The 22,502-nt window shown below is 58.2% G+C and carries 14 protein-coding genes; 6 read left to right on the top strand and 8 right to left on the bottom strand.

Features of this window, described 5'->3' with window-relative positions:
• The first annotated feature begins 34 nt into the window (after window positions 1-34).
• Together F1C16_RS12635 and F1C16_RS12630 are read left to right on the top strand one after the other, a co-directional pair.
• Window positions 35-3,766, top strand: coding sequence for a HAMP domain-containing sensor histidine kinase (locus F1C16_RS12635; RefSeq protein WP_185281007.1), 3,732 nt, complete (start codon window positions 35-37; stop codon window positions 3,764-3,766).
• A 168-nt stretch (window positions 3,767-3,934) separates the two neighbouring features.
• Window positions 3,935-7,516 carry a hypothetical protein gene (locus tag F1C16_RS12630; protein ID WP_185281006.1) on the top strand — a complete coding sequence of 1,194 codons (3,582 nt, stop codon included), beginning with the start codon at window positions 3,935-3,937 and terminating at the stop codon, window positions 7,514-7,516.
• Window positions 7,517-7,654: 138 nt separating this feature from the next.
• Here the strand turns inward: F1C16_RS12630 and F1C16_RS12625 are convergent, their stop codons facing one another.
• The 7 genes from F1C16_RS12625 to F1C16_RS12595 form a co-directional block, all read right to left on the bottom strand.
• Window positions 7,655-9,757: a beta-N-acetylhexosaminidase gene (locus tag F1C16_RS12625; protein WP_185281005.1), complete on the bottom strand. Its 2,103-nt coding sequence runs from the start codon at window positions 9,755-9,757 to the stop codon at window positions 7,655-7,657.
• A 120-nt stretch (window positions 9,758-9,877) separates the two neighbouring features.
• The gene (locus F1C16_RS12620) at window positions 9,878-11,227 is read right to left on the bottom strand and encodes a DUF58 domain-containing protein (protein WP_185281004.1); all 1,350 of its coding nucleotides are present in this window, start codon (window positions 11,225-11,227) and stop codon (window positions 9,878-9,880) included.
• Between the two features lie 163 nt (window positions 11,228-11,390).
• A complete protein-coding gene (locus tag F1C16_RS12615; protein ID WP_185281003.1) occupies window positions 11,391-12,425 on the bottom strand; it encodes a MoxR family ATPase in 1,035 nt (344 codons plus the stop codon).
• A 147-nt stretch (window positions 12,426-12,572) separates the two neighbouring features.
• The gene (locus F1C16_RS12610; RefSeq protein ID WP_185281002.1) at window positions 12,573-13,913 is read right to left on the bottom strand and encodes a DUF4350 domain-containing protein; all 1,341 of its coding nucleotides are present in this window, start codon (window positions 13,911-13,913) and stop codon (window positions 12,573-12,575) included.
• Window positions 13,914-13,927: 14 nt separating this feature from the next.
• On the bottom strand, window positions 13,928-14,677 hold the full coding sequence (locus F1C16_RS12605) for a DUF4129 domain-containing protein (protein WP_185281001.1): 750 nt from the start codon (window positions 14,675-14,677) through the stop codon (window positions 13,928-13,930).
• Between the two features lie 191 nt (window positions 14,678-14,868).
• Window positions 14,869-15,786, bottom strand: coding sequence for a hypothetical protein (locus tag F1C16_RS12600; protein ID WP_185281000.1), 918 nt, complete (start codon window positions 15,784-15,786; stop codon window positions 14,869-14,871).
• 21 nt (window positions 15,787-15,807) lie between these two features.
• Complete coding sequence (locus F1C16_RS12595; protein WP_185280999.1) at window positions 15,808-16,758, bottom strand: stage II sporulation protein M; 951 nt, start codon at window positions 16,756-16,758, stop codon at window positions 15,808-15,810.
• A gap of 195 nt (window positions 16,759-16,953) precedes the next feature.
• Between F1C16_RS12595 and F1C16_RS12590 the strand changes: the two genes are divergently transcribed.
• On the top strand, window positions 16,954-17,667 hold the full coding sequence (locus F1C16_RS12590) for an RDD family protein (RefSeq protein ID WP_185280998.1): 714 nt from the start codon (window positions 16,954-16,956) through the stop codon (window positions 17,665-17,667).
• A 305-nt stretch (window positions 17,668-17,972) separates the two neighbouring features.
• Here F1C16_RS12590 and F1C16_RS12585 read toward each other — a convergent pair whose 3' ends face one another.
• Window positions 17,973-19,610, bottom strand: a complete 1,638-nt coding sequence (locus F1C16_RS12585; protein ID WP_258049127.1) for a bifunctional GNAT family N-acetyltransferase/carbon-nitrogen hydrolase family protein — start codon at window positions 19,608-19,610, stop codon at window positions 17,973-17,975.
• Between the two features lie 281 nt (window positions 19,611-19,891).
• Here F1C16_RS12585 and F1C16_RS12580 point away from each other — a divergent pair, with 281 nt between their 5' ends.
• The 3 genes from F1C16_RS12580 (at window position 19,892) to F1C16_RS12570 (ending at window position 22,498) form a co-directional block, all read left to right on the top strand.
• Window positions 19,892-20,125 carry a hypothetical protein gene (locus tag F1C16_RS12580; protein ID WP_185280996.1) on the top strand — a complete coding sequence of 78 codons (234 nt, stop codon included), beginning with the start codon at window positions 19,892-19,894 and terminating at the stop codon, window positions 20,123-20,125.
• Window positions 20,126-20,375: 250 nt separating this feature from the next.
• Window positions 20,376-21,137, top strand: a complete 762-nt coding sequence (locus tag F1C16_RS12575) for an ABC transporter ATP-binding protein (RefSeq protein ID WP_185280995.1) — start codon at window positions 20,376-20,378, stop codon at window positions 21,135-21,137.
• Window positions 21,113-22,498, top strand: a complete 1,386-nt coding sequence (locus F1C16_RS12570; protein WP_185280994.1) for a hypothetical protein — start codon at window positions 21,113-21,115, stop codon at window positions 22,496-22,498. The genes F1C16_RS12575 and F1C16_RS12570 overlap by 25 nt, the downstream gene beginning before the upstream one ends.
• Window positions 22,499-22,502 lie beyond the last annotated feature (4 nt).

Raw genomic sequence — 22,502 nt, 5'->3', positions numbered from 1 at the left:
CGCTGTAGTGCTTGGTGTTAGTTAGCCTTCTGCCTTGTTAAAATCGACTCGTTTTTCTCCGTTGTTTCTGCTGCTGGCGGCCGTTCTGTGTTTCGCTGGGGCCTATGTCAGTAATCAGTACGCACAGCGTTCCGGGTCTTTGTTCCGGGCCGATGCACTGCGGCTACAGAACCTGCTGACGGAAGCCGAATTAACGGCGCGCTATGAGGCGGAGGAAGTGGTAGACAACTTGCGTAAATACAAGCCAACTTTTGGGGAGCTGGTAAGCCATACGACCTACCCTTGCTTTGTGTATGAGGGTGAGCAACTGGTAAGCTGGTCCGATCATACCATCGAGCCAGATCAGGCGCTGGTAGATGAGGAGTTTCGGGAGAAGATGGTGGAAATGCGCTTCGGGCACTACTTGGTGCTTCGCCAAGTGCTGGGGCCATACACCATTATCACCTACGTGCCGCTGGAGCAGCACTATGGTATCAGCAACCGCTACCTGCGCAACGGCGCCGGGCAGGCACTATTCCGGGGGATGAATATCCGGCTGGTGCCAAATAGCACCAATCAGCGCCTACCCCGCTTGTATACCGATGCAGGAGAATACCTCTTCTCAGTCGAAAGTCTTCAGCCTAACCCCATCACGGGTAAATACCTACCGTGCTTTTTACTGTTGTTGGGCCTGAGTTGCTACCTATTGTGCTGGTGGCAAATGGCGCGGCGACGCTTTCGGGCAGACAAAGCTCTCAGCGGTGCCATTGTAGTAATTCTGGCGCTAGTGGTGTTGCGGGCGGCATTGCTCTTTGCGGGCCTACCTTTTTCGCTGATTGAGCTACCTCTATTCGACCCGCGAGTGTATGCGGCTTCCTGGCTTTCGCCTTCACTGGGCGATTTGCTAATCAATGCGCTTTTGTTGTTAGTGGGGTCTTACTACGCACTCTTGCTGTTCCGGCGCTACCGGATAGTGCGGCGGGTGCGGCAGGTGCGCAACCAACTAGTGCGGCTGTTGCTGGGCATAATAGCGGTGCTGGGCTATTTTGGGCTGATGGTGCTGCTGTATCAGTTCTTTTCCAATAGCTTCAACAACTCCCAACTAGTGCTCGATATCACGCAGAGCATTCAGGTGAGCGGTTTCAAAGTGCTGTTGTGTTTGGCGCTGGTGCTACACGGGGGAGCCTATATGGTAGGCTTTTTCCTGTTGTCGCAGCTGTTTACGGCGGCGGTGCGACCTACCTCCAAGGTATCGGATGTGGTGCTGCTGAGCTTTTTCATGCTGCTTTTCCTACCAACCGGGCTCATCCTTAATCAGCCCTACCTCACGCTGTTGGGGCTGGCGCTGTTGTTCTTCGCGGTGCTGCGCCTCACTGGGCTGAAGCAACTGGTGAATGTAGTACCGTATCAGATTTACCTATTTATTTTCCTGATGCTGGCCGTGATATCGGCTGTGGGGGCGCTGGCTTTGTACGAGTATGCTGATCAGCAACTGATTCTATCCAAGCAAAAGATAGCAGGCAATTTGCTAATTGATAACGATTTGCAAGGAGAATACCTGTTGGCCGAACGCACGCGCCAAATGGCTGCTGATCCGCGCATCCAAAAGGTATTGGCTAATCCGTTTGCCAACCAGGAGGTAGTCCGGCAGAAAATCGACAAGTACTACTTGCGCGACTATTTCGATAAATACGAGGTGGTGGTCACGCTGTTTGGCCCCTCGGGCACAACCGCTGATAGCAGCGTAGCCCTACCCGCTCTGCGCCGCCGTCTGCTTGCCAATGCCACGCTCACAGACCAAGAAGGCATCTACCTAATTCGGGGTAGCAACTCGTTCAGCACGCGGCGCTACGTGGCCCTGGTGCCTGTGCCGGCCGACAGCAGCCGGGAGAGCACCATTGTACTAGAACTGTCTCTCAAGAAGTTGACCGCCTACAGCGTAGTGCCCGAACTGCTGATCGACCAGAAGTTTTTTCAGCCTGGACTAGGGCCGGAGCTAAGTTACGCTGGCTACGAAAATAATCAGTTAGTATACAGCGAGGGCGATTTTGACTACGTAAACCAGCTGACCAATAGTGTATTGAATGATAGTAGGCTCTACACAACGGGTCTGGCTATCAATGGATTTCACCACCTGGGCGTGCGGGGGCCGCAGCAACGCTTGGTTATCGTGACCACGACCACGTACTCGTTTGCCAATTGGCTGGCCAACTTCTCTTTCCTATTTCTGCTGCACACGTTCTTCTGGCTGGTGTGCATTGGCATTTATACCTTGGCACAAGGCCAATCGCTTGAGGTGTTCCGAACCAATTTCAGCACCAAGATTCAACTGTTTCTGAACTTCGGGATTCTGGTGCCGCTGTTAATTGTGAGCGTGGCGACGGCCAGCCAGGTGACCAGTTCTTATAAGCGCGACCTGCTGCGCGCCTACGAGCGCCGCGGCAAGGCCGTGCAGGAAAGCTTGCTCCGCAACCGCTCCGCCCTCACCGATTCTGCCAACCACAGCGCCATTATCGACCTGGCCGACAACGTAGCCAGCATTACCGATACTGACCTGAACCTATACGATGCCCACGGCATGTTGCAGGTAAGCAGTCAGCCGCTCATTTTTGAGGCGGGTTTGTTGAGCCCCTTGATGAACCCACAGGCCATGGCTGCGTTGGCCGAGCACGGGCAGCCGCGCAAGCTGTTGACCGAGCACGCTGGTACGTTGTCGTTCAACGCGCTCTACCTACCCCTGCGCGCCGGGACGGTGCGCGCTGGCAAACCGGCACCCGTTATCGGCTATGTGGGTATCCCGTTCTTCGACTCCGAGAAAGACCTAGACGGCAAGCTGATCGAGCTGATATCAACCAGTCTGAACATCTTCACGGTGATGTTTATCCTGTTCCTGATTCTGACGTTTGTAGCCTCGCGCATTCTCACGGCCCCTCTCAAGCTCATCACGGCCAAGCTGAAACAAACTACCCTGACGGACCGCAACGAGCTGCTGGAATATAACTCGGCTGATGAGATTGGGCTACTGGTGCGCGAGTACAACGGCATGCTGATGAAACTGGAAGCCAGTAAGCTGGAACTGGCCGCGCAGGAAAAAGAAGCTGCCTGGCGCGAAATGGCCCGACAAGTGGCCCACGAGATCAAGAATCCGCTCACGCCGATGAAGCTTTCGTTGCAGTATTTGCAGAAAGCCATTGCCGAGCATCGGCCCAACGTGCAGGAGCTGATTGGCAAGATTTCGCAGACGCTCATCACGCAGATTGACGTGCTCTCGGATATTGCTACCTCGTTCAGCACCTTCACTAACCTGCCCGCCATGCGTCCCGAGCGCCTGGATATCATCCCGATTCTGCGGCGGTGCGTGAGTCTGCATCAGAGCAATGCCATCGGCGGCCACCTCTACCTGCTGCTGCCGGATGATGCTGATAGCGGCAACTACGAAGTGTTTGCCGACGAAAATCTGCTGGTTCGTACATTCAATAACTTATTGATCAATGCGTTACAGGCGGTGCCGCTGGGGCAGCACCCCGATGTGGGCTTATGGCTGGAATATCAGCCCGATGGGCAGCACCTGTTGATTTGCGTGCAAGACAACGGCGCCGGCATTCCGTTGGAAGTACAGGACAAGATTTTTAAGCCGAATTTCACCACCAAAGAGCAAGGTTCGGGCATCGGCCTAGCCGTGGCCCGACGCGGTATCGAAAGCGCGGGTGGGCGCATCTGGTTTGAAACGGAAGAGGAGGTAGGCACCACGTTCTTCGTAGAGCTGCCCCTGGCCCCCGAGAAATAGTGAAGTTGTGAACTGGTCATTTTGATATTCTGACAGCAGCACTTGCATAAAGTGCGCCTCTCTAATGTCAAATTCACCAGTTCACAACTTCACTATTTCACCACTCGGCACGAATCGTGGGTAGATGTGCGTTAGGTAGCAACTAAGTAAGGGCCGAAACTGAATGGCATGAGGAAAAGCTTTACGCGTCAATTCTTGCGCTGGGGCTGCCTGTTGTTGCTATTCTTGGCGGCGCGGGGGCCGCTGCTGGCCCAAGAGGCCGGGCCGCCCAGTACCCGTCGCTGCCGCTGGGTACAGCTGGCGCCCGCCCGCGATACGGCCACGTTTCGCCTACCCGATTCGCTGACGGTGGTGCCTACCTCCGTAACGGTGTCGGGGCATACGGTGGCCTACGATGTTCGCACCGACACCTACCAGTTCCTGCGCCAGCGCACGCGCTACCCCTCGCCCGAGCCGGGGCAGCCTGATCTAATCCTACCCCGCCAGGAGGCCGACTCGGTGCTGGTGTGCTACCGGGTGCTGCCGCTGGCGCTGACCGCGCCGCGCTACCGACGCCCGCGCAGCTTGTTGGATAGCGTGGCGTTTCGGGAGAAGCCCGTAGGGTACGAGGATTTTGCGGTGAAGGAGCAGATTTTGAGCACGCCGGGCATCAACAAAACCGGAAATTTGTCACGGGGCGTATCGTTTGGCAACACGCAGAACGTGTTCGTGAACTCAGCGCTGAACTTGCAATTGGAAGGCAAGCTGACGGATAAAATCAACCTGACGGCCGCCATTTCTGATCAGAATGTGCCGTTTCAGCCGGAGGGCAACACACAGCAGTTGCAGGAGTTCGACCGGATTTACGTAACGCTCACGCACCCCAATTGGAGCCTGACGGCCGGCGACGTGGTGCTGCGCAACAAGCCCGATTACTTCCTGCGCTACTACAAGAATATTCAGGGCGCGGCAATTGAAGCCAACTTTAAGCAGGGGCCGCGGACGCGTAGCAGCACACTGGTGGCGGCTGGCGTGGCCAAGGGCAAGTTTGCCTCTATCGACGTGCTACCCATCGACAACGTGCAGGGACCCTACCGGATGCGCGGCCCCAATGGCGAGCAGTTCATCATCCTGCTCGCCAACTCCGAGCGCGTGTACCTGGATGGCCGCCTGCTGACGCGGGGTTTCGACTTCGACTACATTGTGGACTACAACCAGGCGGAAATTACGTTTACGCCCAACCATCTCATTACCAGTAATTCGCGCATCAAGGTAGAGTTTGAGTATTCCGATTTCAACTACTCCCGCTCGCTCACTACTCTCAGCCACTACCAGCAGCTGGGCAAGTTGCAGGTGCGGGCCAACTACTACCGCGAGGCCGACAACCCCGACAATTCGCCCAACCTAACGCTGAGCGAAGCCGACCGCGCCCGCCTGCGCAGTATCGGCAACGACGTGAGTCTTGCGACTACCTCCGGCGTTGACTCCGTGACGTATAACCGCAACCAGGTGCAGTACAACCGTAATGTGGTGACTGACGACAACGGCAACCGGCGTGTGGTGTACCAGTTTGCCACGGGGGCCGACACTTTACGCGGCGTGTATAATGTGCGCTTCACCAACCTGGGGCCTAACCGAGGGGATTACATCGTGAGCACGGCTAATGCCAGCGCCAACGGGCAGGTGTACCGCTATATAGAGCCCCTGAACGGCGTGCCGCAGGGCAGCTACGCGCCGGTGCGCCTGCTGCCTACCCCACTGCTCAAGCAAATGGCCACGGCCGGGGCCACGTATCAAGTCGATTCGACGGCCAGCGTTTTTGTGGACGTGGCGTCGTCGCAGCTGGATGTGAACCGATTCTCGCCGGAGGTGGCGCAGGGACAGGCCATGCGCGTGGGCTATGCCGTGCAGAATCGCCGCATCAACCTGCCGGGCCTGCGCGACTACCGCTTGCAGAGTGACCTTACGTTTGAGTATACTAGTCACCGATTTTCGCCCATCGACCGCTACCGCGACATCGAGTTTGACCGCAACTGGAGCAACAACATTAGCGGGACGGTGGCCGCTCAGACCAACACCAATAGCCTGACGCCGCGGGAAGACAACATCCTGAATTTTTCGGTGGGCGCGGTGAAGGATATCAATAACAGCATCAGCTACCGCCTGAGTCGGCGTTACCGCGCCACGGAGGTAGACGGCACCCAACACTGGCTGGAGGCGGCTCACCAGCTAGGCGACGTGCAACTGCGCGGCAACTTGTTTTTGCTGAACGCGCAGGTAGGGCGTCGGGAGTCGCAGTGGGCGCGAGGCGAGGCCACGGCGCGCTACGTAGCCGGCCCCGTGGTACCCGGCTACGCCTACCGCTTCGATAAAAACCGCGTGGCCCTACCCAACGGCGACTCACTATTCACGGCCAACTACTACGACGAGCACCAGGTGTTTGTGCAGAGCCGCGACTCAGCTCGCACCCGCTTCCGCCTCGACTACACCTACCGCCGCGACCAGACGCCCCTCAACAACGAGCTGCAAACCCGCGGCCGCGGCCAAACCTGGCAGGGCTCGTTGGCTAGTCGCATCGGCCGCAACCAGGATATTGCGCTGGTGGCCACCTACCGCGACCTGATAGCCCGCGACAGCGCCCGCCAGCGCACGGTGCTGGGCAAGGTAGACTGGAACGCGACGTTCCTCGATAACGTGTTTCGCTCGGAGCTGAATTACAGCGTGGCTACCGGCCGCGAGTTGCGGCGGGACTACTCCTTCCTACCCGTCACCAATGGGCAGGGCACGCATTACTACGGCGGCGACGCCAACGGCAACGGCCGCCAGGACAAAGACGAGTTCTTCGAGGCGCCTACCTCGGATGCGCAGTACCGCACCTATATCAAAGTGTATCTACCCACCGATCAGTACATCACGGCATACACCAACCGTCTGAGCTACCGCCTGAGTACCACCGCACCCCGCGGCTGGCGCGATGCAGGTAAGCTGCTGAGCTTCGTGGCGCGGTTTTCGGCCATTACCACCGTCACGCTCGACAGCCGTACCACCGATAACAGCCTGGGGGCGCGCCTGAATCCATTTTCTTACCAAGTAGAAGACAACCAACTGCTAGGGATGAACAAGCTGTTGCGCAACACGCTGTACTTCAATCGCTCCAACCCAATTTTTGGGGCAGAATTGACGGCCCAGCAAACGCAACAGAAAGTACTACTTACGCAGGGCTTCGATATTCGGAACCTGGCTTCGCAGAGCTTGTTGTTGCGCCGTACGCTGGCCCAGCAGTTTACGGGGCGCTTCACGGTGTCGCGGAGCGTGCGTGGCAACGAGTCGAGCTACCTGGACACGCGCAACTACCGGCTGCGGCTCTACGAGGTAGCCCCCGAAATCAGCTACCAACCTAGCAGCACCCTGCGCTTCACGGGTACCTACCTGCGCACCGTGAAGCAGAATACCTTCAAGGATGGTACCGATGCCGACGCCCGCGGTGCCTTCGATCAGCTAGGTATTGAAACCCGTGTGAGCCAGGTAAGCAAGCGCACCATCACGGCCGCCACGCGCTACGTGCGGGTAGGGTTCGACGGCGATGTGGCCTCGGTGGTGGGCCTGGAAATCCTGCAAGCCCTGCGCCCCGGCAACAACATCACCTGGAACCTGAACCTGGAACAGCGCCTCAGCAATGGCCTCAACATCACGGTAGCCTACGACGGCCGCAAACCCAACGGCCTGCAAGCCGTGCACACGGGTAGGATGCAGGTATCGGTGTTGTTTTAATTTACGGGGCTTCAGAGTACTGTTTTGTCATCCTGAGCGCAGCGAAGGACCTTATCACGCTGGAACGATAGACGTGCTAACGACTCGTGCTCACGTGAGAAGGTCCTTCGCTCCACTCAGGAGGACAGAAAGGAAGATCTATGGCAATCCGTTCAGCAACCGTTGCAGCGCGGGCAGCACCGCCAACTCTGCCTGCCCAGCCGGCGCTTTAGCAGCTTCTAACTGTTGCTGCGCGCTGGCTTTCCAGGCAGTGGTAGGGGCCTTGCCTTGTTCCAACAATTGCAACCGTTCCAAGGCCAGCGCCGAGAGCGCGCTGAGGCGGGCCGAAAGCGGGCCGTACTCACGCAAACTGGCCGACGTGTTGAAGAGCGGCTGCAATTTCACATCGTTGGCCTGCCACTGAATGAGCGGCGCCCGCACCGCCGCCAGCGCGGGTAGCGCTTCGGCAGGTAGGGGAGAGGCAGACGTGGCGCCTACCTGCGCCAATAGGGCATCTACCGCTACCCCAAACTCTCGCGCCGCGTCCGACTCAGCGGGGGCAGTGTCTACCAGGCGGTTGAGCAGGGTTTGGGTCGTGTATTTCATTCCCTGAAAGTGGCGCTTATACTCCTTCACCGGCTCCAGCACGCTGGCAAACGTACGGAGCGGGGCCACGTTTTGCCCAGCCGCCAGCTCGCGCAGCAATTGCTCTGGAACGCGCCGATGGCGTATACCCAGCCGTTCTAATTGTGTCGATACAATGGCAAGGCGGCGATACATATCCGGCACGTCGGTAACTGTAGCCGGCGACCAGAACCGCTCGGCAATGGCCGCGGTGCGGGGCCAGATGCGGCTATCCACAACAACGCTATCTGCGAATTCAGCCCACATGGTAGCCTCACCACCCAGAACCAGCTTTTTCTGGGCCTCGGTGAGGGGCGCATTGGCAGGCAGCGGGTCCACGGCGTAGTGACTGGCGGCCGAGTAATTTAGGTCGATGTAGTAGCCGTTGGAGAGGATGGCCGGATGGTTGGTCTTTACCGCATCATACAAGCCCTTTTTACCGCGCCAGCTTTGGATGACAGCCGATTCGGGTAGGCCCGGCCCTAGAATTTCGTCCCAGCCTATCATCTTCTTGTTGTACTTGGTGAGCATAGTCAGGATGCGGCGGTTGAAGTAGGTTTGCAGAGCGTGTTTGTCGGGCTGCCCGTTGCTTTTCACCAGCTTCTGGTCCTTCATAAACTGCACAATGCGCGGGTTGCGCAGCCACTGCCGGCCATCGTTTTCATCGCCGCCAATGTGGAAGTAGGGGTCGGAAAACAGTTGCGTCATCTCGCCCAATAATGTGTCTATCAGCGCATAGGTGGTTTCGCGGGTAGGGTCCATGGCGATGTTGAGCACGCCCCAGCGGGTGGCTACGCCGTAGGTGGAGTCGTTGGAAGCCAGCTCGGGGTAGGCAGCCAGCCAAGCCGTGGCGTGGCCCGGCATGTCGAACTCCGGCACCACCCGAATGCCCCGCGCCGCCGCGTAGCGCTGCACCTCCCGCACCTGGGCCTGCGTGTAAAATTGCCCTTCGCCGCCTACCTGCGCCAGGCGAGGCAACCGCTGGCTTTCCACTCGAAAGCCCTGATCATCCGACAAATGCCAGTGCAGCACGTTCAGCTTCACAGCCGCCATGGCATCCAGATTGCGCTTAATGACGGACACGGGCATGAAGTGGCGGGCCGCGTCAATCAGCAGCCCCCGCCACCCAAACCGCGGCTGGTCCTGAATATCGACTTCGGGGAAATACAGCGCGTTTTTCTCCTTCGTCACGAGCTGTTCCAGCGTGGCCAGGCCGCGCAGGGCGCCCAGGCTGGTAGGGGCAGTGAGGGCAATGCCCATCGGTGTTACACGCAGAGCGTAACGCTCCTCATCACCCTTTTCCATACGCCCCGGCTTGCCATAGCGGATGCTGAGGGTAGGGGCCGTTTTGCTGGCTGCTGTTTTGGCGGTTGGTCGCGCCGTGCCGAGCTGTCGGAGCAAGCGGGTTTGTACGCGCCGTGCGGCAGCCGCTACGGTGCTATCCGGTTGGGTTTCGGCGGTGATGCGGTAGGTGAAGGTAGCGCGTAACGGCAGCCGCGCCGCGCCCCAGGTGGCCTGCGCTGCCACTGGCATCAGGTTGTGCGTGGAGGAGGAAGTAGGCACTTGTTGAGCCTGACCGACCACCGCAAGCAGCAGTGAAACGAGCAGTAACAGCCCGCAACGAAGAGAAAAAAGCATACGCAGACAGAGATGGGAGAACTGCAAGGTAGTTCTCCCGATGCAAAATGCCTGCTGGCGTAGTTCCCGGTATTTCTTGCAGACATGCGTTAGAACACTCCGAACCTCTGCGAGGAATCCTTAAATCAGCCCTCGCGCCTTGAATTCCAGGTAGCGGTTGAGCGTATTCACCGTGAGTTGCTCGGGCGCCGTGAGCAGCGCGTGCATCCCGTGGCGCTGCAATTCCAGTACAATTTGTCGTTTCTCCTGGGCGAATTTTTCAGCAATAGTTTGGTTGTAGACTTCCTCCGTCGTTTGGGCAGGCGCGTCTAAGAACTGGTGCAACTCCGTATTCTCGAAGAACACCACCAGCAGCAAATGGTCCTTAGCCAGGCGTCGCAGGTAGGGTAGCTGGCGCTGCATCCCGCTCAGCGTCTCGAAGTTGGTGAATAGAATCAGCAAACTACGCTGCCGAATGTTGGTTTTGACAGCCGTATACAGCGTCTCGAAGCTGGTTTCGAGGTACTTGGTGCGCTGGCGGTACAGCACCTCCAGCAGCTTGCGCAGGTGGCCGCTGCGGCGTTCGGCGGGTACCAAGGCGCTCAACTTGTTGGCAAACGTGACGAGTCCGGCCTTGTCGTGCTTGAGCAGGGCAATGTTGCTGACCACCAGGGTAGCATTGATGGCATAGTCGAGCAGGCTGAGGCCGTGGAACGGCATCCGCATCACCCGGCCTTTGTCAATCAGGCAATACACTTGCTGGGCGCGCTCGTCCTGAAAGTGGTTGACCACCAGGGAGTCGATGCCGGTGCCGGCGCGGCGGGCCGAGGCTTTCCAATTGATGTTGCGCGGGTCGTCGCCGGCCACGTAGGGGCGAATCTGCTCAAACTCCATGCTTTGGCCTACCCGCCGGATGCGCTTCACGCCTACCTCCGTGAGGCGGTTGCTGATGGCCAGCAGCTCGTACTGCCGCATCTGCAAAAACGACGGATACACCGGCACCATCTGCTCTTGCCCGTAGCGGAAGCGTCGCCGCACCAGCCCTAGTGGCGACGCCACAAATACATTCACAGCCCCAAACGAATACTCGCCGCGCTTGGTAGGCCGCAGTTGGTAGTGAATCACCCGCGTTTCGCCCGCCTTCAGGGCCGCCCGAAACAGCACGTCGCGCCGCTGAAACTGGTGCGGAATCTCGTCAATGGTTTTGGTATGAACGGCGAAGCGGTAGCGGTTTTCGAGGTAGATGGCAATGTCGTTGTCGGAACCATTTGCAAGCTTCTCGCCCAGCACCCGCCGCCCAAACACCTGCCCGCCGCCATTAGCGCCGGGAGCGTACAGCAGCAGCAGATCCAGTGCCGCCAGCACCATCAGCAACCCCAGCACTACCTGCATCGGTCCTAACAACGAGGGTAGGAAAAAGGCCACCACGAAGCCGGTTATCAGCGCCGCAAGCAGGATGAAAAAGCGGGTGGTGAGGAAGAGGGATTTCATCGGGTTTCAGAGGCGAGATGTGAGCTGCGTGCGAAAAGCGTCTGTCATCCTGAGCTTGCGAAGGACCTTTTCACGCGAGAACGAGTCGTTGATACGATAGTCGTTCTCGCGTGAAAAGGTCCTTCGCAAGCTCAGGATGACAGATATTTTCTACTCATTGATTCTACCGTGGCACTTCAATCTGCTGCACAATCTGTTTCACAATCTCATCGGCCGTGAGGCCTTCCATCTCGCGCTCGGGCGTGAGCAGGATGCGGTGGCGCAGCACGGCGGGGGCCAGAAACTGCACGTCGTCGGGCGTCACGAAGTCGCGGCCGCGGAGGGCGGCCAGGGCTTTGGCGCCGTTGAGTAGGGCCAGCGAAGCCCGCGGCGAGGCGCCCAGGTAGAGGCCTTTGTGGGCGCGCGTCTGGCCTACCAGGCGGGCAATGTATTCCAGCAGCTTTGGCTCCACGCGCTGCTGGCGCACCTGCCGGCGCAGGGCCGCAATATCTTCCGCCGACAGCACCTGTTGCACCACCTCCAGCGGCGTGCCGCCGAAGCCCGCGTGGTGGCCTTGCAAGATGGCTATTTCATCCTCCAGGGTAGGGTAGCCCACGTGCAGCTTGAACAGGAAACGGTCGAGTTGGGCCTCGGGTAGACGGTAGGTGCCTTCCTGCTCCACTGGGTTTTGGGTCGCCAGCACCACAAAGGGCTCCTGCATGGGGTAGGTGGTGCCGTCTTGCGTGATATGACGTTCCTCCATCACCTCAAAGAGCGCCGACTGCGTTTTAGCAGGCGCGCGGTTGATTTCGTCAATCAGCACCACGCTGGCGAAAATGGGGCCGGGCCGAAACTCGAAATCGGCGGTGTTAGGCCGGAAAACCGAGGTGCCCAGCACGTCGGAGGGCATCAGATCGGGCGTGAACTGGAGGCGACTGAAGGGCACGTCCAGCGTGCGGGCGAGTAGTTTGGCGGTGAGCGTTTTGGCTACCCCCGGCACGCCTTCTAACAGCACGTGCCCATCGGCCAGAATGGCGGTGAGCAGCATTTCCAGCAAATCATGCTGACCCACGATTACCTTCCCCATCTCCTGGCGGATGGCTGCTACTGCCGTCGTCAGGCGGCTGAAGTCGGTGCGGGCTGCGGTGAAGGATTCGGCTACCGGCGGGGTAGGTTGGGTAGGCTCAGATGAGAATTCAGGAGTAGAATTAGATTCCATGAGATAAAGTAGAAGCAGAGAGTTAGAATGGAATAATTAAATTATGCATAAGCTATATTTTTGTTTATTATATGTAATAATGCTTTAGAGGTGTTTATTAAAATAATGCAAAATGAATAAAATTATATTTTAGTGTTTAATACAATTCTATCGAGACGACCTTTTGAACTGCTGCAATTCCTTGCTCAAGCGCAGCAGCTCCTGATCTGATACAGCCGGAGCCGTGCGAATAAAGTTAATTCGGCGCAACAATGCATCCACCTGCGGGCGGGGTACGCCGGCTTTCTGCGCTACTCGCTCCCGGAAAGCTTCGTCGTTGAGGTCAGAAGTAGGCTCCTGAAAGCGGGTGCGCACGTAGTCCAGAAACAGATCGATTTTCTTTTCGGCAATAAGGGCGTGGTTGCTGCCCTGGCGGTAGAGCGACGCCACCGTGCGCGTGAACAGCAGCGTAGTATTGGGCAGCGGCCGCAACACAGGAATAATGCGCTGGCGCCGCCTAGCCTCAAACACCATAAAAAGCAGTACACCCACGCAAAATAAGTAGTAGGCTACCCGCAGCGAATCATGCGCTAGGAGCACGCGCAACAGGCTTTGCTGGCCCTCACGACCTTGCTTCTGATATTCGTCCCACAGGGTAGTGCGGCCGGCCGGCAGGTAGGAAAGAGCAGCGTAGGCGAAGTCGCTGGTTTGCGGGCGCAGTACGAAGTAGTTGGTAAACGCCATTGGCACCGAGCTAAGGTAGAAGTAGCCGTGCCCGTAGGCGCAACGTGCCAGCACAGGGCGGTTGCGGGCGTCCACGGCCAAGGGTTGCAACTGCCCGAGGCTGTCGTTGAGCAGGCGCGTGGAGGCGTTTAGGAGCGGGTAGCGAAACTGCGGGCCCGCCGCCCGCCGCAGGGTAGGGGCCAGCAGGCGCAGCGTGACAGAGTCGGAGGGTAGGGCATTGCCGAGCGTATCCTGGGCCAGAAATGTGCGCGTGCTGAAATGCAGCGTATCGCGCAGGACCCGCGAAAACTCGTTGGCGGCAATGAAGACCGTGTTGCCCCGCGCCACGTAGCGCAACAGCGTGTGCAAGTCGGGGCGGCTAACGTTGAATTCGGAGTGGATGAAGACGTACTGGCTGCGCTCGGCGAGCGGCAGCGCCGTGAGAGGCGCGGCAACTATTGGCGCCGGCAGCGCAGCCGTATCGGCTTTCGGCTCCTCCATTTCCAGCTCCTCCGCTTCCAACTCGTCCGTTTCCAGCTCGTTGGCTTCTGCGGGGTCGGCGTAATCATCTGCCAGCTGGTTGTAGATGGGGAGGCGCACGGGCTGCACGCGCGCGCCCAGCACCTCGGGTAGCGTTTGGTAGAGCACGTAGGTGCCGTACGGGATTTTATCCTGGTTGCGGAAGGTAGGCGTCCAGTCGATGGGCTTGGGGCGGTAATATTCCAGCGCCACGTAGCCCACAAACAGCGCCACAAGTCCCAGCAAATACCAGCGAAATGTTGTCATGAGGAACAGTAGCGTTAAGCGGCGCGTCGGTCGCTGAGTTGGGCTAGCAGGGCTTGCCGGCTGCCGCGGGTGTGGGCGTAGTGCTCGGGCGTAAGGGTCAGCTCGCCGTACCACACGTACTCAAACTGCCGCGACACTTCCGCGAAAGCCGTGCGGAGGGGGCCGGCTGGCAGTTCGTGCTCGTAGGTGAGGTTGGTTTTATCGGGCTGCCATTCCAGGTGGCCGGCATCGGTGAGCTGCTTGAGGGCTTGCAGGTAGCCCAGGCGCACGGCCAAGCGGTAGTTGCCAGCCGTTTCGGCCTCGGCCAGCAGGGTAGGAAAGTCGAGGGCGTGAATGTCTTCTGCCTCGGTGTCGTAGGCCAGCGCGGCGCGGCGTGGGTTGCGGCCGAAAGCGCCCGTGATGTCTACCTGCAATAGCTTTAAAATCACGAAAACCAAGGCGCCCAGAAACAAGGCGTAAAATACGTAGCGCCAGAAACCGTGGTAGCTGCGGCTGCTCAGCCACTCGCCCACGCGCTCCCACACCCGCGCCCAGAACAGGTCCCACGGACTCATTTCGCTACGCACCTCCACGTATTGAAACTCGCGCTGGGCGCGGAAGTCCCGTAGTTGCTCGGGGTCGGGGCGGCGCAGGCGTATGGGGGGTAGAGAGGCTGCTTGCGCTGTCTGAGCAGGCGAAGGGGTAGGGGCCGCGCTAGCCGGCGCGCCGCTCACGAGCAAAAGCATCAGCAGCACCCTACCCCACCGAATCCAGAAAGAAGCCAAAGCAGACGATAATTTATTTTGAAGATTAATTGAGTTGCCAGTTGCGGGTTCTGTGTGCGGCTGCGTAGCGGTGCAAGGGGAGCTTTGCTGATTCTTACACCGCTACGCGGCGCGTGTTTTAAGGTAGCGCTCCTCTACAAACCTTTGGCCGCTACGCGGCCGCCGAACAACTAGCAACCAACGCTCGCAACTCAATACTCGCCTTCCTCATCGGGACGGTAGGCGGCGGAGGAAACCGGTGTAGTGGGCTGCTGCCCGATGCTATCAACCAAGTGGCGCATTCCTACACCATCTTTGATTTCAATCAGATTGAAATATTGAAAGAGAAGAGCCAGCATGGTAGGCGCGTAGAGCAGCACTTGCCCTATCGTAGCAAACGTACGGGTAGCGATGGTCAATATTCCCTCGCCGGGGATGGGAATACTCGCCATTTTCAAGCCCATGAGTAGGTACGTCGGTATCTGAAACACAAGACCTACGAAGCTTTGAATGATCCACATCACGAAGAGCAGCCCAAACGTAGCCCACCAATAGCCGCTTACCAGCTCGAAGCAGCGGCTGAAGTTCTTGCTGAACCCGTTGCGCTCCATAATCATCACGGCGAAAAACGGGGATAGCGCCACGGCCAGGTACACACCGGGGAAGAATAGAAAAACGAAGCCTACGCTGGTCAGCACGGCCAATACAATGCCCGACAGTAGTATCCACCACGCCGAGGTGCGTACGTGGGGCCATACGAGAGCGGGCGTCACTTCTTCTTCGGCAGGCAAGGCCATGCGCAGGCGCACGTACTCGTAAAGGGTAGCCGTGAGCAGCAGATACGTAAGCAGCGCCCCGGCCACACCAATGGCAAAGGCTAAGCCGTTGCTTACAGAGCCAAAAGGCCCGGCGGTCATACTGCGGCTACCTTGCCCTAGCATACTGAAAATACCAGCCTGCCCAATACCCATACCGATGCCGCTGAGCAGTGCCACGGGCAATACTATGTAAAGTAGCACACGACCCAGCGGCCGGCCCTGGGCCTGAAGAAAGGCGAACGTCGCGTTGATTTTCTGTCCGAAATCCCGCTCCTGGCGGTAGTCTAACTCGTGTGTAAACGTATTGCGCATAGAATAAGAAAAACAGTTGTATTACAAAGCGTTAACGCGGCGCTGCATCAGCCGCGGGTAAATCACAAAGTACCCGATAATGAACGCCGCCGACGTGCCGATAATCAGCAAACTCAGCGCTATCGGCATTTCGGTGTGGCGGGTTACGAAGCCCTCCAGAAAGCCAGCTACTATGAAAATAGGTACCAGGCCGATGGCAATCTTCAATCCATCGCGGGCCGACTGGCGGAAGGCGGCGGCGCGGGAAAAGGTACCCGGAAACAGGAAGCCTCGCGCCATGACCAAGCCCGCGCCGCCAGCCAGCACAATGGCCGATATTTCCAGCGTGCCGTGTATCCAGATGGTGAGCACCGAGGGTAGGAGCACGCCTTTTTGGTAGAAAAAATACTGGAAGGAGCCTAGCATCACACCATTTTGAAACAGCAGAAATACGGTGCCCAGGCCCGCCGCAATGCCGGCGGCAAACGTCATGAGCGCAACCCGAATGTTGTTGACCGTGATGAATAGGAACATTGGGGTTTGATCCTGGCTTTTGTAGATGGCCATGGGGTCGCCCTTGGCAATATTGGCTAGGGTTTGGTTCACGTAGCCGTCGCCGAGCACCACACGCACAAAGGTGTCGTCGTAGGCGGCAGAAAGGGCGCCAAGCGATGTGAACAGCAGAAACAGCAGCAGCGTGGCCAGCAGGGTGCCGTGGTGGCGGGCTACCACCAAGGGCAGCTCCTGCGCCCAGAACTGCCGGAACCGCCCCGTGCGCTCGGTTTTGTTCTTATACAGCGCTTGGTGCAGCTTGCTAGTAAGGGCGTTGAGATACTGAGTGGTAGGGGAGTCGGGGTAGAAGGTTTGGGCGAAGGCCAGGTCGTCGGTGAGGGCTACAAAGCGGGCCGCCAGCTCATCGGGACCGGAAGGGGGCTGGCGCTCATACTGCCGCCAGCGTTCCTCGTTTTGTCGCAAAAAAATAGCTTCCCGCATTATATTTCGACTAGTTAACCTTGCGAAACAGTCTCCAGTACAGCGAAACGTGGCAGCAGCCAATTGCATCTGCGTTTCGGCCTATTCAGAGGACCTTTTCCGTTCTAAGGTCCAACCAAAATCTGCGGTACGCAACCCAGCTTCTATAAAAATTTGTCGATCCGACGTTCGACGCAGCTATTCTTCTTCCTGTATATGAGTACCATTCGCATTCATACTACCCAAAACGTAACGCTGGAGTACGAAATAGCCAGCGTGGGCGACCGAATACTGGCGGCTTTCCTGGATTATCTGCTGTATGGAGTATGGGCGTTGCTGTGGGCAGTGCTGGCAGCGCAACTGAATTTCAACCCCGGCCCCATTGGCATTTTTCTGCTCGTACTCCCCACGTTGGTCTATTTTCCGGCCTGTGAGGTATTTTTCAACGGCCAGAGCTTGGGCAAGAAAGCGCGTCACATTCGGGTAGTACGGCTGGATGGTACGCCCGCCGGACTAGGCGACTACCTGCTGCGGTGGCTGTTGCGGCCCATCGAGATTTTGGCTTTCTCGGGGGCGCTGGCGGTGCTTACCATCCTCATCAACGGCCGCGGCCAGCGCCTCGGCGACTTGGCAGCTGGTACTACCGTGGTCAGCCTGCGCCCGCGCGCGCAGCACGCTACCCCAGCCGCCTACCTACCCGATGCCAACTACCAAGTAGTATTCCCGCAAGCCGCCCAGCTCTCCGACCACGACGTGGCCCTGATTCGGCGGTTGCTGCAACAGGGCATGCAGCGCAGTAACTACCTATTGCTACACGAGGTAGCCAACAAAGTGAAAGCCCTGACCACCATCCGCACCGACCTCCCCGACGAAACCTTCCTGCAAACTATCCTGCGCGACCACACGCATTTGGTGAGTGCGGGAGGGTAGGGGGTGGTTAGGGTAGGAGGGTATGGGGGTAGGAGGGTGTGAGGGCGCAAGTGAAAATGTCTGTCATCCTGAGCGGAGCGAAGGACCTTATGCCCGTTGAACGAGTCGTTGGTACTCTTGTCGTGCTGCCGTGATAAGGTCCTTCGCTCCGCTCAGGATGACATTTTTACTTGCGCCCTCACACCTCACCCATAAAGAAAACAGCCGCTCGGAAAGTCCAAGCGGCTGTTTAGCATAGTGCACACAAGTAGAGATACGGAATAATCCGCTAAAACGGTTTTGCTGAGGCTATAAGTAGGCGATGCCTACTCAGCCGTGGTTTTGCGGCGACTGGTTTTAGGCGCACGCTCGGCGCCCATTTCCAGCAGTTCGTCGGCGCGCTCGTTTTTGCCTACCCAGCTCACCGAGTAGAGGTCCCGGCGTCGGTCGCGGAGGTTGCGCACGGCGCCGCTGGTGTTGAGGTCCTTCAGTAGGTCCAGGTCCAGGTCGGCAATCAGGGTCATCTCGGTATTGGGCGTGGCCTCGGCCACAATGGCATCGTGGGGGAAGGCGAAGTCGGAGGGGCTGAACACGGCGCTCTGCGAATACTGAATGTCCATGTTCTCGACGCGCGGCAGGTTGCCCACCGAGCCGGTAATGGCCACGTAGCACTCGTTTTCGATGGCGCGGGCCTGGGCGCAGAGGCGCACGCGCTGGTAGGCGTTCTTAGTATCCGTCCAGAAAGGCACGAACAGAATTTTCATGCCTTCGTCGCTCAGCATACGAGCCAGTTCCGGGAACTCCGCGTCGTAGCAAATCAGGATGCCAATTTTACCAAAGTCGGTATCAAAGCACTTCAGCTTGTCGCCGCCGCGCATGCCCCAGTAGCTGGCTTCGTCGGGCGTTACGTGCAGCTTGTACTGCTCATCCACGGTGCCGTCGCGCCGGCATAAGTAACTGACGTTGTAAAGCTTACCATCTTCGTACAGCGGCATAGAGCCGGCAATGACGTTGATGTTGTAGCTCACAGCCAGCTCCATCATCTTGGTTTTGATGGGCTCGGTGTAGGCCGACATCGAGCGGATAGCCACCGACGGCGACTCCTCGTTGGTGAGGGCCATCATAGGGGCGTTGAAGAACTCTGGGAACAGCACGCAGTCGGCCTTATAGCCCGACACGGTGTCCACGAAGAACTCCATCTGCTGGAAAAAATCTTCCAGGTTTTGCGTGGCCCGCATCTGCCACTGCACAATGCCAATGCGCACGTTCGACTTCTGGTTACCGATCAGTTTATCGGTTTCCTCGTCATAGTACACGTTAATCCACTCCAGCAGGGTAGCGTATGCTTTCGACTCGGAGTCGTAGGGTAAGTAGCCCCGGATGAGCTTGCGCACATAGAAATCGTTGGCCAGCTGGAAGGTGAGGATGGGGTCGGTCAGCTCCTTGTTGCGCACCATCTCCACGTACTTGGCCGGGGTCATTTCGTTGGCGTAGGCTGCGTAGCCGGGAATCCGGCCGCCGGCTACCATGGCGCGCAGGTTCAGGTTTTCGCACAGCTCCTTGCGGGCATCGTAGAGACGACGGCCCAGACGGAGCGAGCGGTACTCGGGGTCCACGAATACGTCCACGCCGTAGAGCGTGTCGCCGTTGGCGTCGTGGGTGTCAAACTTGCCGTTGCCAGTAATTTTGGCGTAGGTATGTTTGTCACCAAACTTGCTGTATTCCACAATGATAGCCAGCGCCGCGGCTACCACCTTGCCATTATCCTCAATGCAGATCTGGCCTTCGGGAAATTTCTTCAGCAGATTGTTGTACTCATCCTGGGCCCAGGCGCCTTCCATATTGGAGTACACCTTGTCCATGATTTCCTTCACAGTCTTAAAGTCGCCGCGCTTTAGGGTGCGCAGTACCAGCCTGTGCGCTGGGGTAGTGTCGGGCGCTAGCAGTTCAGTTGTGGACGGCATGCCGGGTAGGGTTTGTTTTTTGGCGTGGCCGCCGCTGGTTTTGGTATTAGAACTCGTTGCGGGCATATATAGAATGTTGATTTGCAGAAATATAGTGCAGCGTGCATACTGCCTGTTTGGGTACGCCTACGTAGAAACGGGCGCAGTTGATACTAAACTACGGACGTTGTTGGTCAGAAACCAACCGCGCACGGGCTGTCGGCGCGCAGTATTCTATAACCTCCTACCTCCCAGATTCGTTTCGACAAGCATACTCCTTATATCCCTAATCCCTACTTCCAATGTCGACTCCCCGCCTTGCCTTTTTTCTGCTGCTGGCCGCCGCCGCCAGCCTAAGCGCCTGCAACTCCACGCCCTCCGATTCGGCTGCTACCTCCGATGCGACCGTGGTAGTGCGCCAAGATTCCACTCAACGCGATTCCGTGCCAACCATGCCCGCGGCCGTACCCTCCACCGAGTACACGTCGCCCAATACCGTCGTAACCGAATCGGCTGATAGTCTGCACAAAGAGTAAGTAGGCCGACGCGCACGAAAAAGCCGGGGGCGGTTTCTTCAATTGAAGAAACCGCCCCCGGCTTTTTCGTGCGCGTCGGGTAGCGAATGTAACAAGCTGCGTTGCCAGCGAAAATGCGCACCTCAGATAGTTGTCGCCTAGGGCGCTAAGGACTAGGCATCTGCTAATTGTCAGCGTAATTCCCGCTACTCATCCGTCGGTTCTGTAACTTACTGCCTCATCGATATAGAAGGAGTCTATACCTAGCTTCATGGAATTAGAATTACGGAATCTGACCAAATCATTTGGGCCCAAAACAGTGCTGCGCGACTTGAGTTTGCGTGCCGAAACCGGGTATTGTGTGGGCGTTGTGGGGCGCAATGGGGCCGGCAAGAGTACATTGTTCAATTTACTGGTGAACGTGCTGCTACCCTCGTCGGGCAGTATTGTGCTGGACGGAGAGCCGCTAGGCGAGACGTTTTCGGTGGCCGTGAAACGGCGCATGGGCGCGCTCATCAACCAAGGTCATCTGGTGGAGCAGCTCACAGCCGTGGAGTATCTGCGCTTCGTGGCCCGGGTATACGAACTGCCCGACGCCACTAGCCGCATCGAGAGCCTGCTGGGGCACTTGCTGGAAGAGTTTGAGCAGGTGCGCACCAAGCGGCTCAGCTCGTTTTCGACGGGCATGAAGCAGAAGGTGGCCGTGGCCGCCTGCCTGCTGCACCGCCCCGAGCTATTGATTCTGGACGAACCCCTCAACGGCCTCGACGTGTTTTCGGCCGAGCGGGTGCTGGCGTTGCTGGGCAGCTACCGGAGTCAGGCCCTCACGTTCATCTCGTCGCATAACCTGGCGCACATCGAAAAAGTAGCAACTCACCTACTCATCATCGACGAGGCCGAGGTGAAGTTCTGGGGCACGATGCAGGAGTTCACGCAAGACCGCGATGCCTACCTCTCCGATGCGCTGCTGCAACTGCTCCAGCCCACTGTTTCCACCCACGACCTCACATGGCTCACCAACCAGGCCGTTTAGGTCACTTCCTACCCTACCTGCTGGGCCGGCAACTGCTGGCGGTGTTCTGGCCCGCTGGCGAGCGTCGGGTAGCCACACTCTTAATTGGCATCACAGTAGGTTTGTATAGCTTGGGACTGGGCTATTTGCTCAATCACGCTGATACAATACCAGGCGTCTCGCTCCCTAAGCTGCTGGCTGCCATCAACACCACGCTTTTTGCTACGGTATTGATGGCCGATTTCTTACCCACGTACCGCACCGTAGAGCGGCCGCTGCCCGAGCCGCTACCTGTGTCGGCCCGCTTGAATGCGGTGACGGCCTTTGTGCTCGATCTGGTGTCGGTGCGGCGGGCAATGAGCCTACTGTTCTTGCTGGTGGTAGTGGCTGTGGCTCCAACTTTTTGGCAGCCGTTGGGCCTGAGCTTGCTGGTGTGGCTGAGCGCGGCCGCCCTAAGCTTTAATATGCGGCTGCTACTGTCGGTGGGGCGCTGGTGGCACCCTTTGTTTTGGCTGAATTTGCTGTGTCTGCTGGCGGCGGTGTTCTGGCTGGGCGACGGCTTGGGGTGGCAGTTGCCTATCTCTACGAACTGGCTACGGTTGCTGGCGGTGGCTGGGCCATTGCTGCTGTGGGTAGTGGCACTCAGGCTGGTAGGGCCCCGTTTCAGTGCCCGTTATATGGTAGAGCGCATGACCGAGCCTACTGAGAGTCAGTGGCAAAATCGGCTCTCGCCGGAGTGGAAATTGTATTTGCGCAAAACCTGGCCGGCGTTGCTAATGGGTGTCAGCTTCAAGCTTATCATGCTGGTGGCGACAGGAATCCTGCTCCGCAAGGGCGATGCAGGCTTCATGAAATCTTTGTTCTATTTCTCGTTTCTGCCGGTCATCAGCTTCACCTATGTCAATAATAACCTGCTGGGTTACTGCTGGGTAGCTACCACCAACGAGCTGGAGCGCCTGGGCCTGACGCCGCGTTTGCTGACCAGCTACCTGCGGCTGGTGCTGCCAGTGGTGTTTGTTGATTGCTTGCTGTCGGCTGGGGTGCTGCTGGCCTTGTTTCCGCGGGACCAGTGGAAACAGCTACCGCTGCTGCCGTTGGCCTCGCTGCCGCTGCTGGCCTTGGGCTTGTGGGGAAGTCTTTACAAAGCGAAGCCAATCCGCAAAAACATCGATTTCAGCACCATGCGCAACAACGCCTCTACCCTCATGAATCTGCTGAGCATTGGGCTGGCCGCCGTGCTGTACTTAATGCCGTGGTGGTGGGCACGGGTAGCGCTGGCGCTGGTGGTAACGCTCACGGCCGTGGTACCAGTGCGTCGTATCCTCACCAACCACGGCCCCACCCGCCGCCAGCTCTGGCACAAGCTTATGCAGGCGCAGTAAGCCG

Source organism: Hymenobacter sp. NBH84 (assembly GCF_014217645.1).
Classification (GTDB): Bacteria; Bacteroidota; Bacteroidia; order Cytophagales; family Hymenobacteraceae; genus Hymenobacter; species Hymenobacter profundi.
This window is presented reverse-complemented; position numbering and strand designations above follow the sequence as displayed.

Excerpts from the sequence above, each read along its gene's own strand:
- F1C16_RS12570 (WP_185280994.1), top strand. The coding sequence starts at position 21,113 with ATGGCTCACCAACCAGGCCGTTTAGGTCACTTCCTACCCTACCTGCTG.
- F1C16_RS12585 (WP_258049127.1), bottom strand. The coding sequence starts at position 19,610 with ATGCCGTCCACAACTGAACTGCTAGCGCCCGACACTACCCCAGCGCAC.
- F1C16_RS12590 (WP_185280998.1), top strand. The coding sequence starts at position 16,954 with ATGAGTACCATTCGCATTCATACTACCCAAAACGTAACGCTGGAGTAC.
- F1C16_RS12610 (WP_185281002.1), bottom strand. The coding sequence starts at position 13,913 with ATGACAACATTTCGCTGGTATTTGCTGGGACTTGTGGCGCTGTTTGTG.
- F1C16_RS12600 (WP_185281000.1), bottom strand. The coding sequence starts at position 15,786 with ATGCGCAATACGTTTACACACGAGTTAGACTACCGCCAGGAGCGGGAT.
- F1C16_RS12615 (WP_185281003.1), bottom strand. The coding sequence starts at position 12,425 with ATGGAATCTAATTCTACTCCTGAATTCTCATCTGAGCCTACCCAACCT.
- F1C16_RS12620 (WP_185281004.1), bottom strand. The coding sequence starts at position 11,227 with ATGAAATCCCTCTTCCTCACCACCCGCTTTTTCATCCTGCTTGCGGCG.
- F1C16_RS12595 (WP_185280999.1), bottom strand. The coding sequence starts at position 16,758 with ATGCGGGAAGCTATTTTTTTGCGACAAAACGAGGAACGCTGGCGGCAG.
- F1C16_RS12575 (WP_185280995.1), top strand. The coding sequence starts at position 20,376 with ATGGAATTAGAATTACGGAATCTGACCAAATCATTTGGGCCCAAAACA.
- F1C16_RS12625 (WP_185281005.1), bottom strand. The coding sequence starts at position 9,757 with ATGCTTTTTTCTCTTCGTTGCGGGCTGTTACTGCTCGTTTCACTGCTG.
- F1C16_RS12580 (WP_185280996.1), top strand. The coding sequence starts at position 19,892 with ATGTCGACTCCCCGCCTTGCCTTTTTTCTGCTGCTGGCCGCCGCCGCC.
- F1C16_RS12630 (WP_185281006.1), top strand. The coding sequence starts at position 3,935 with ATGAGGAAAAGCTTTACGCGTCAATTCTTGCGCTGGGGCTGCCTGTTG.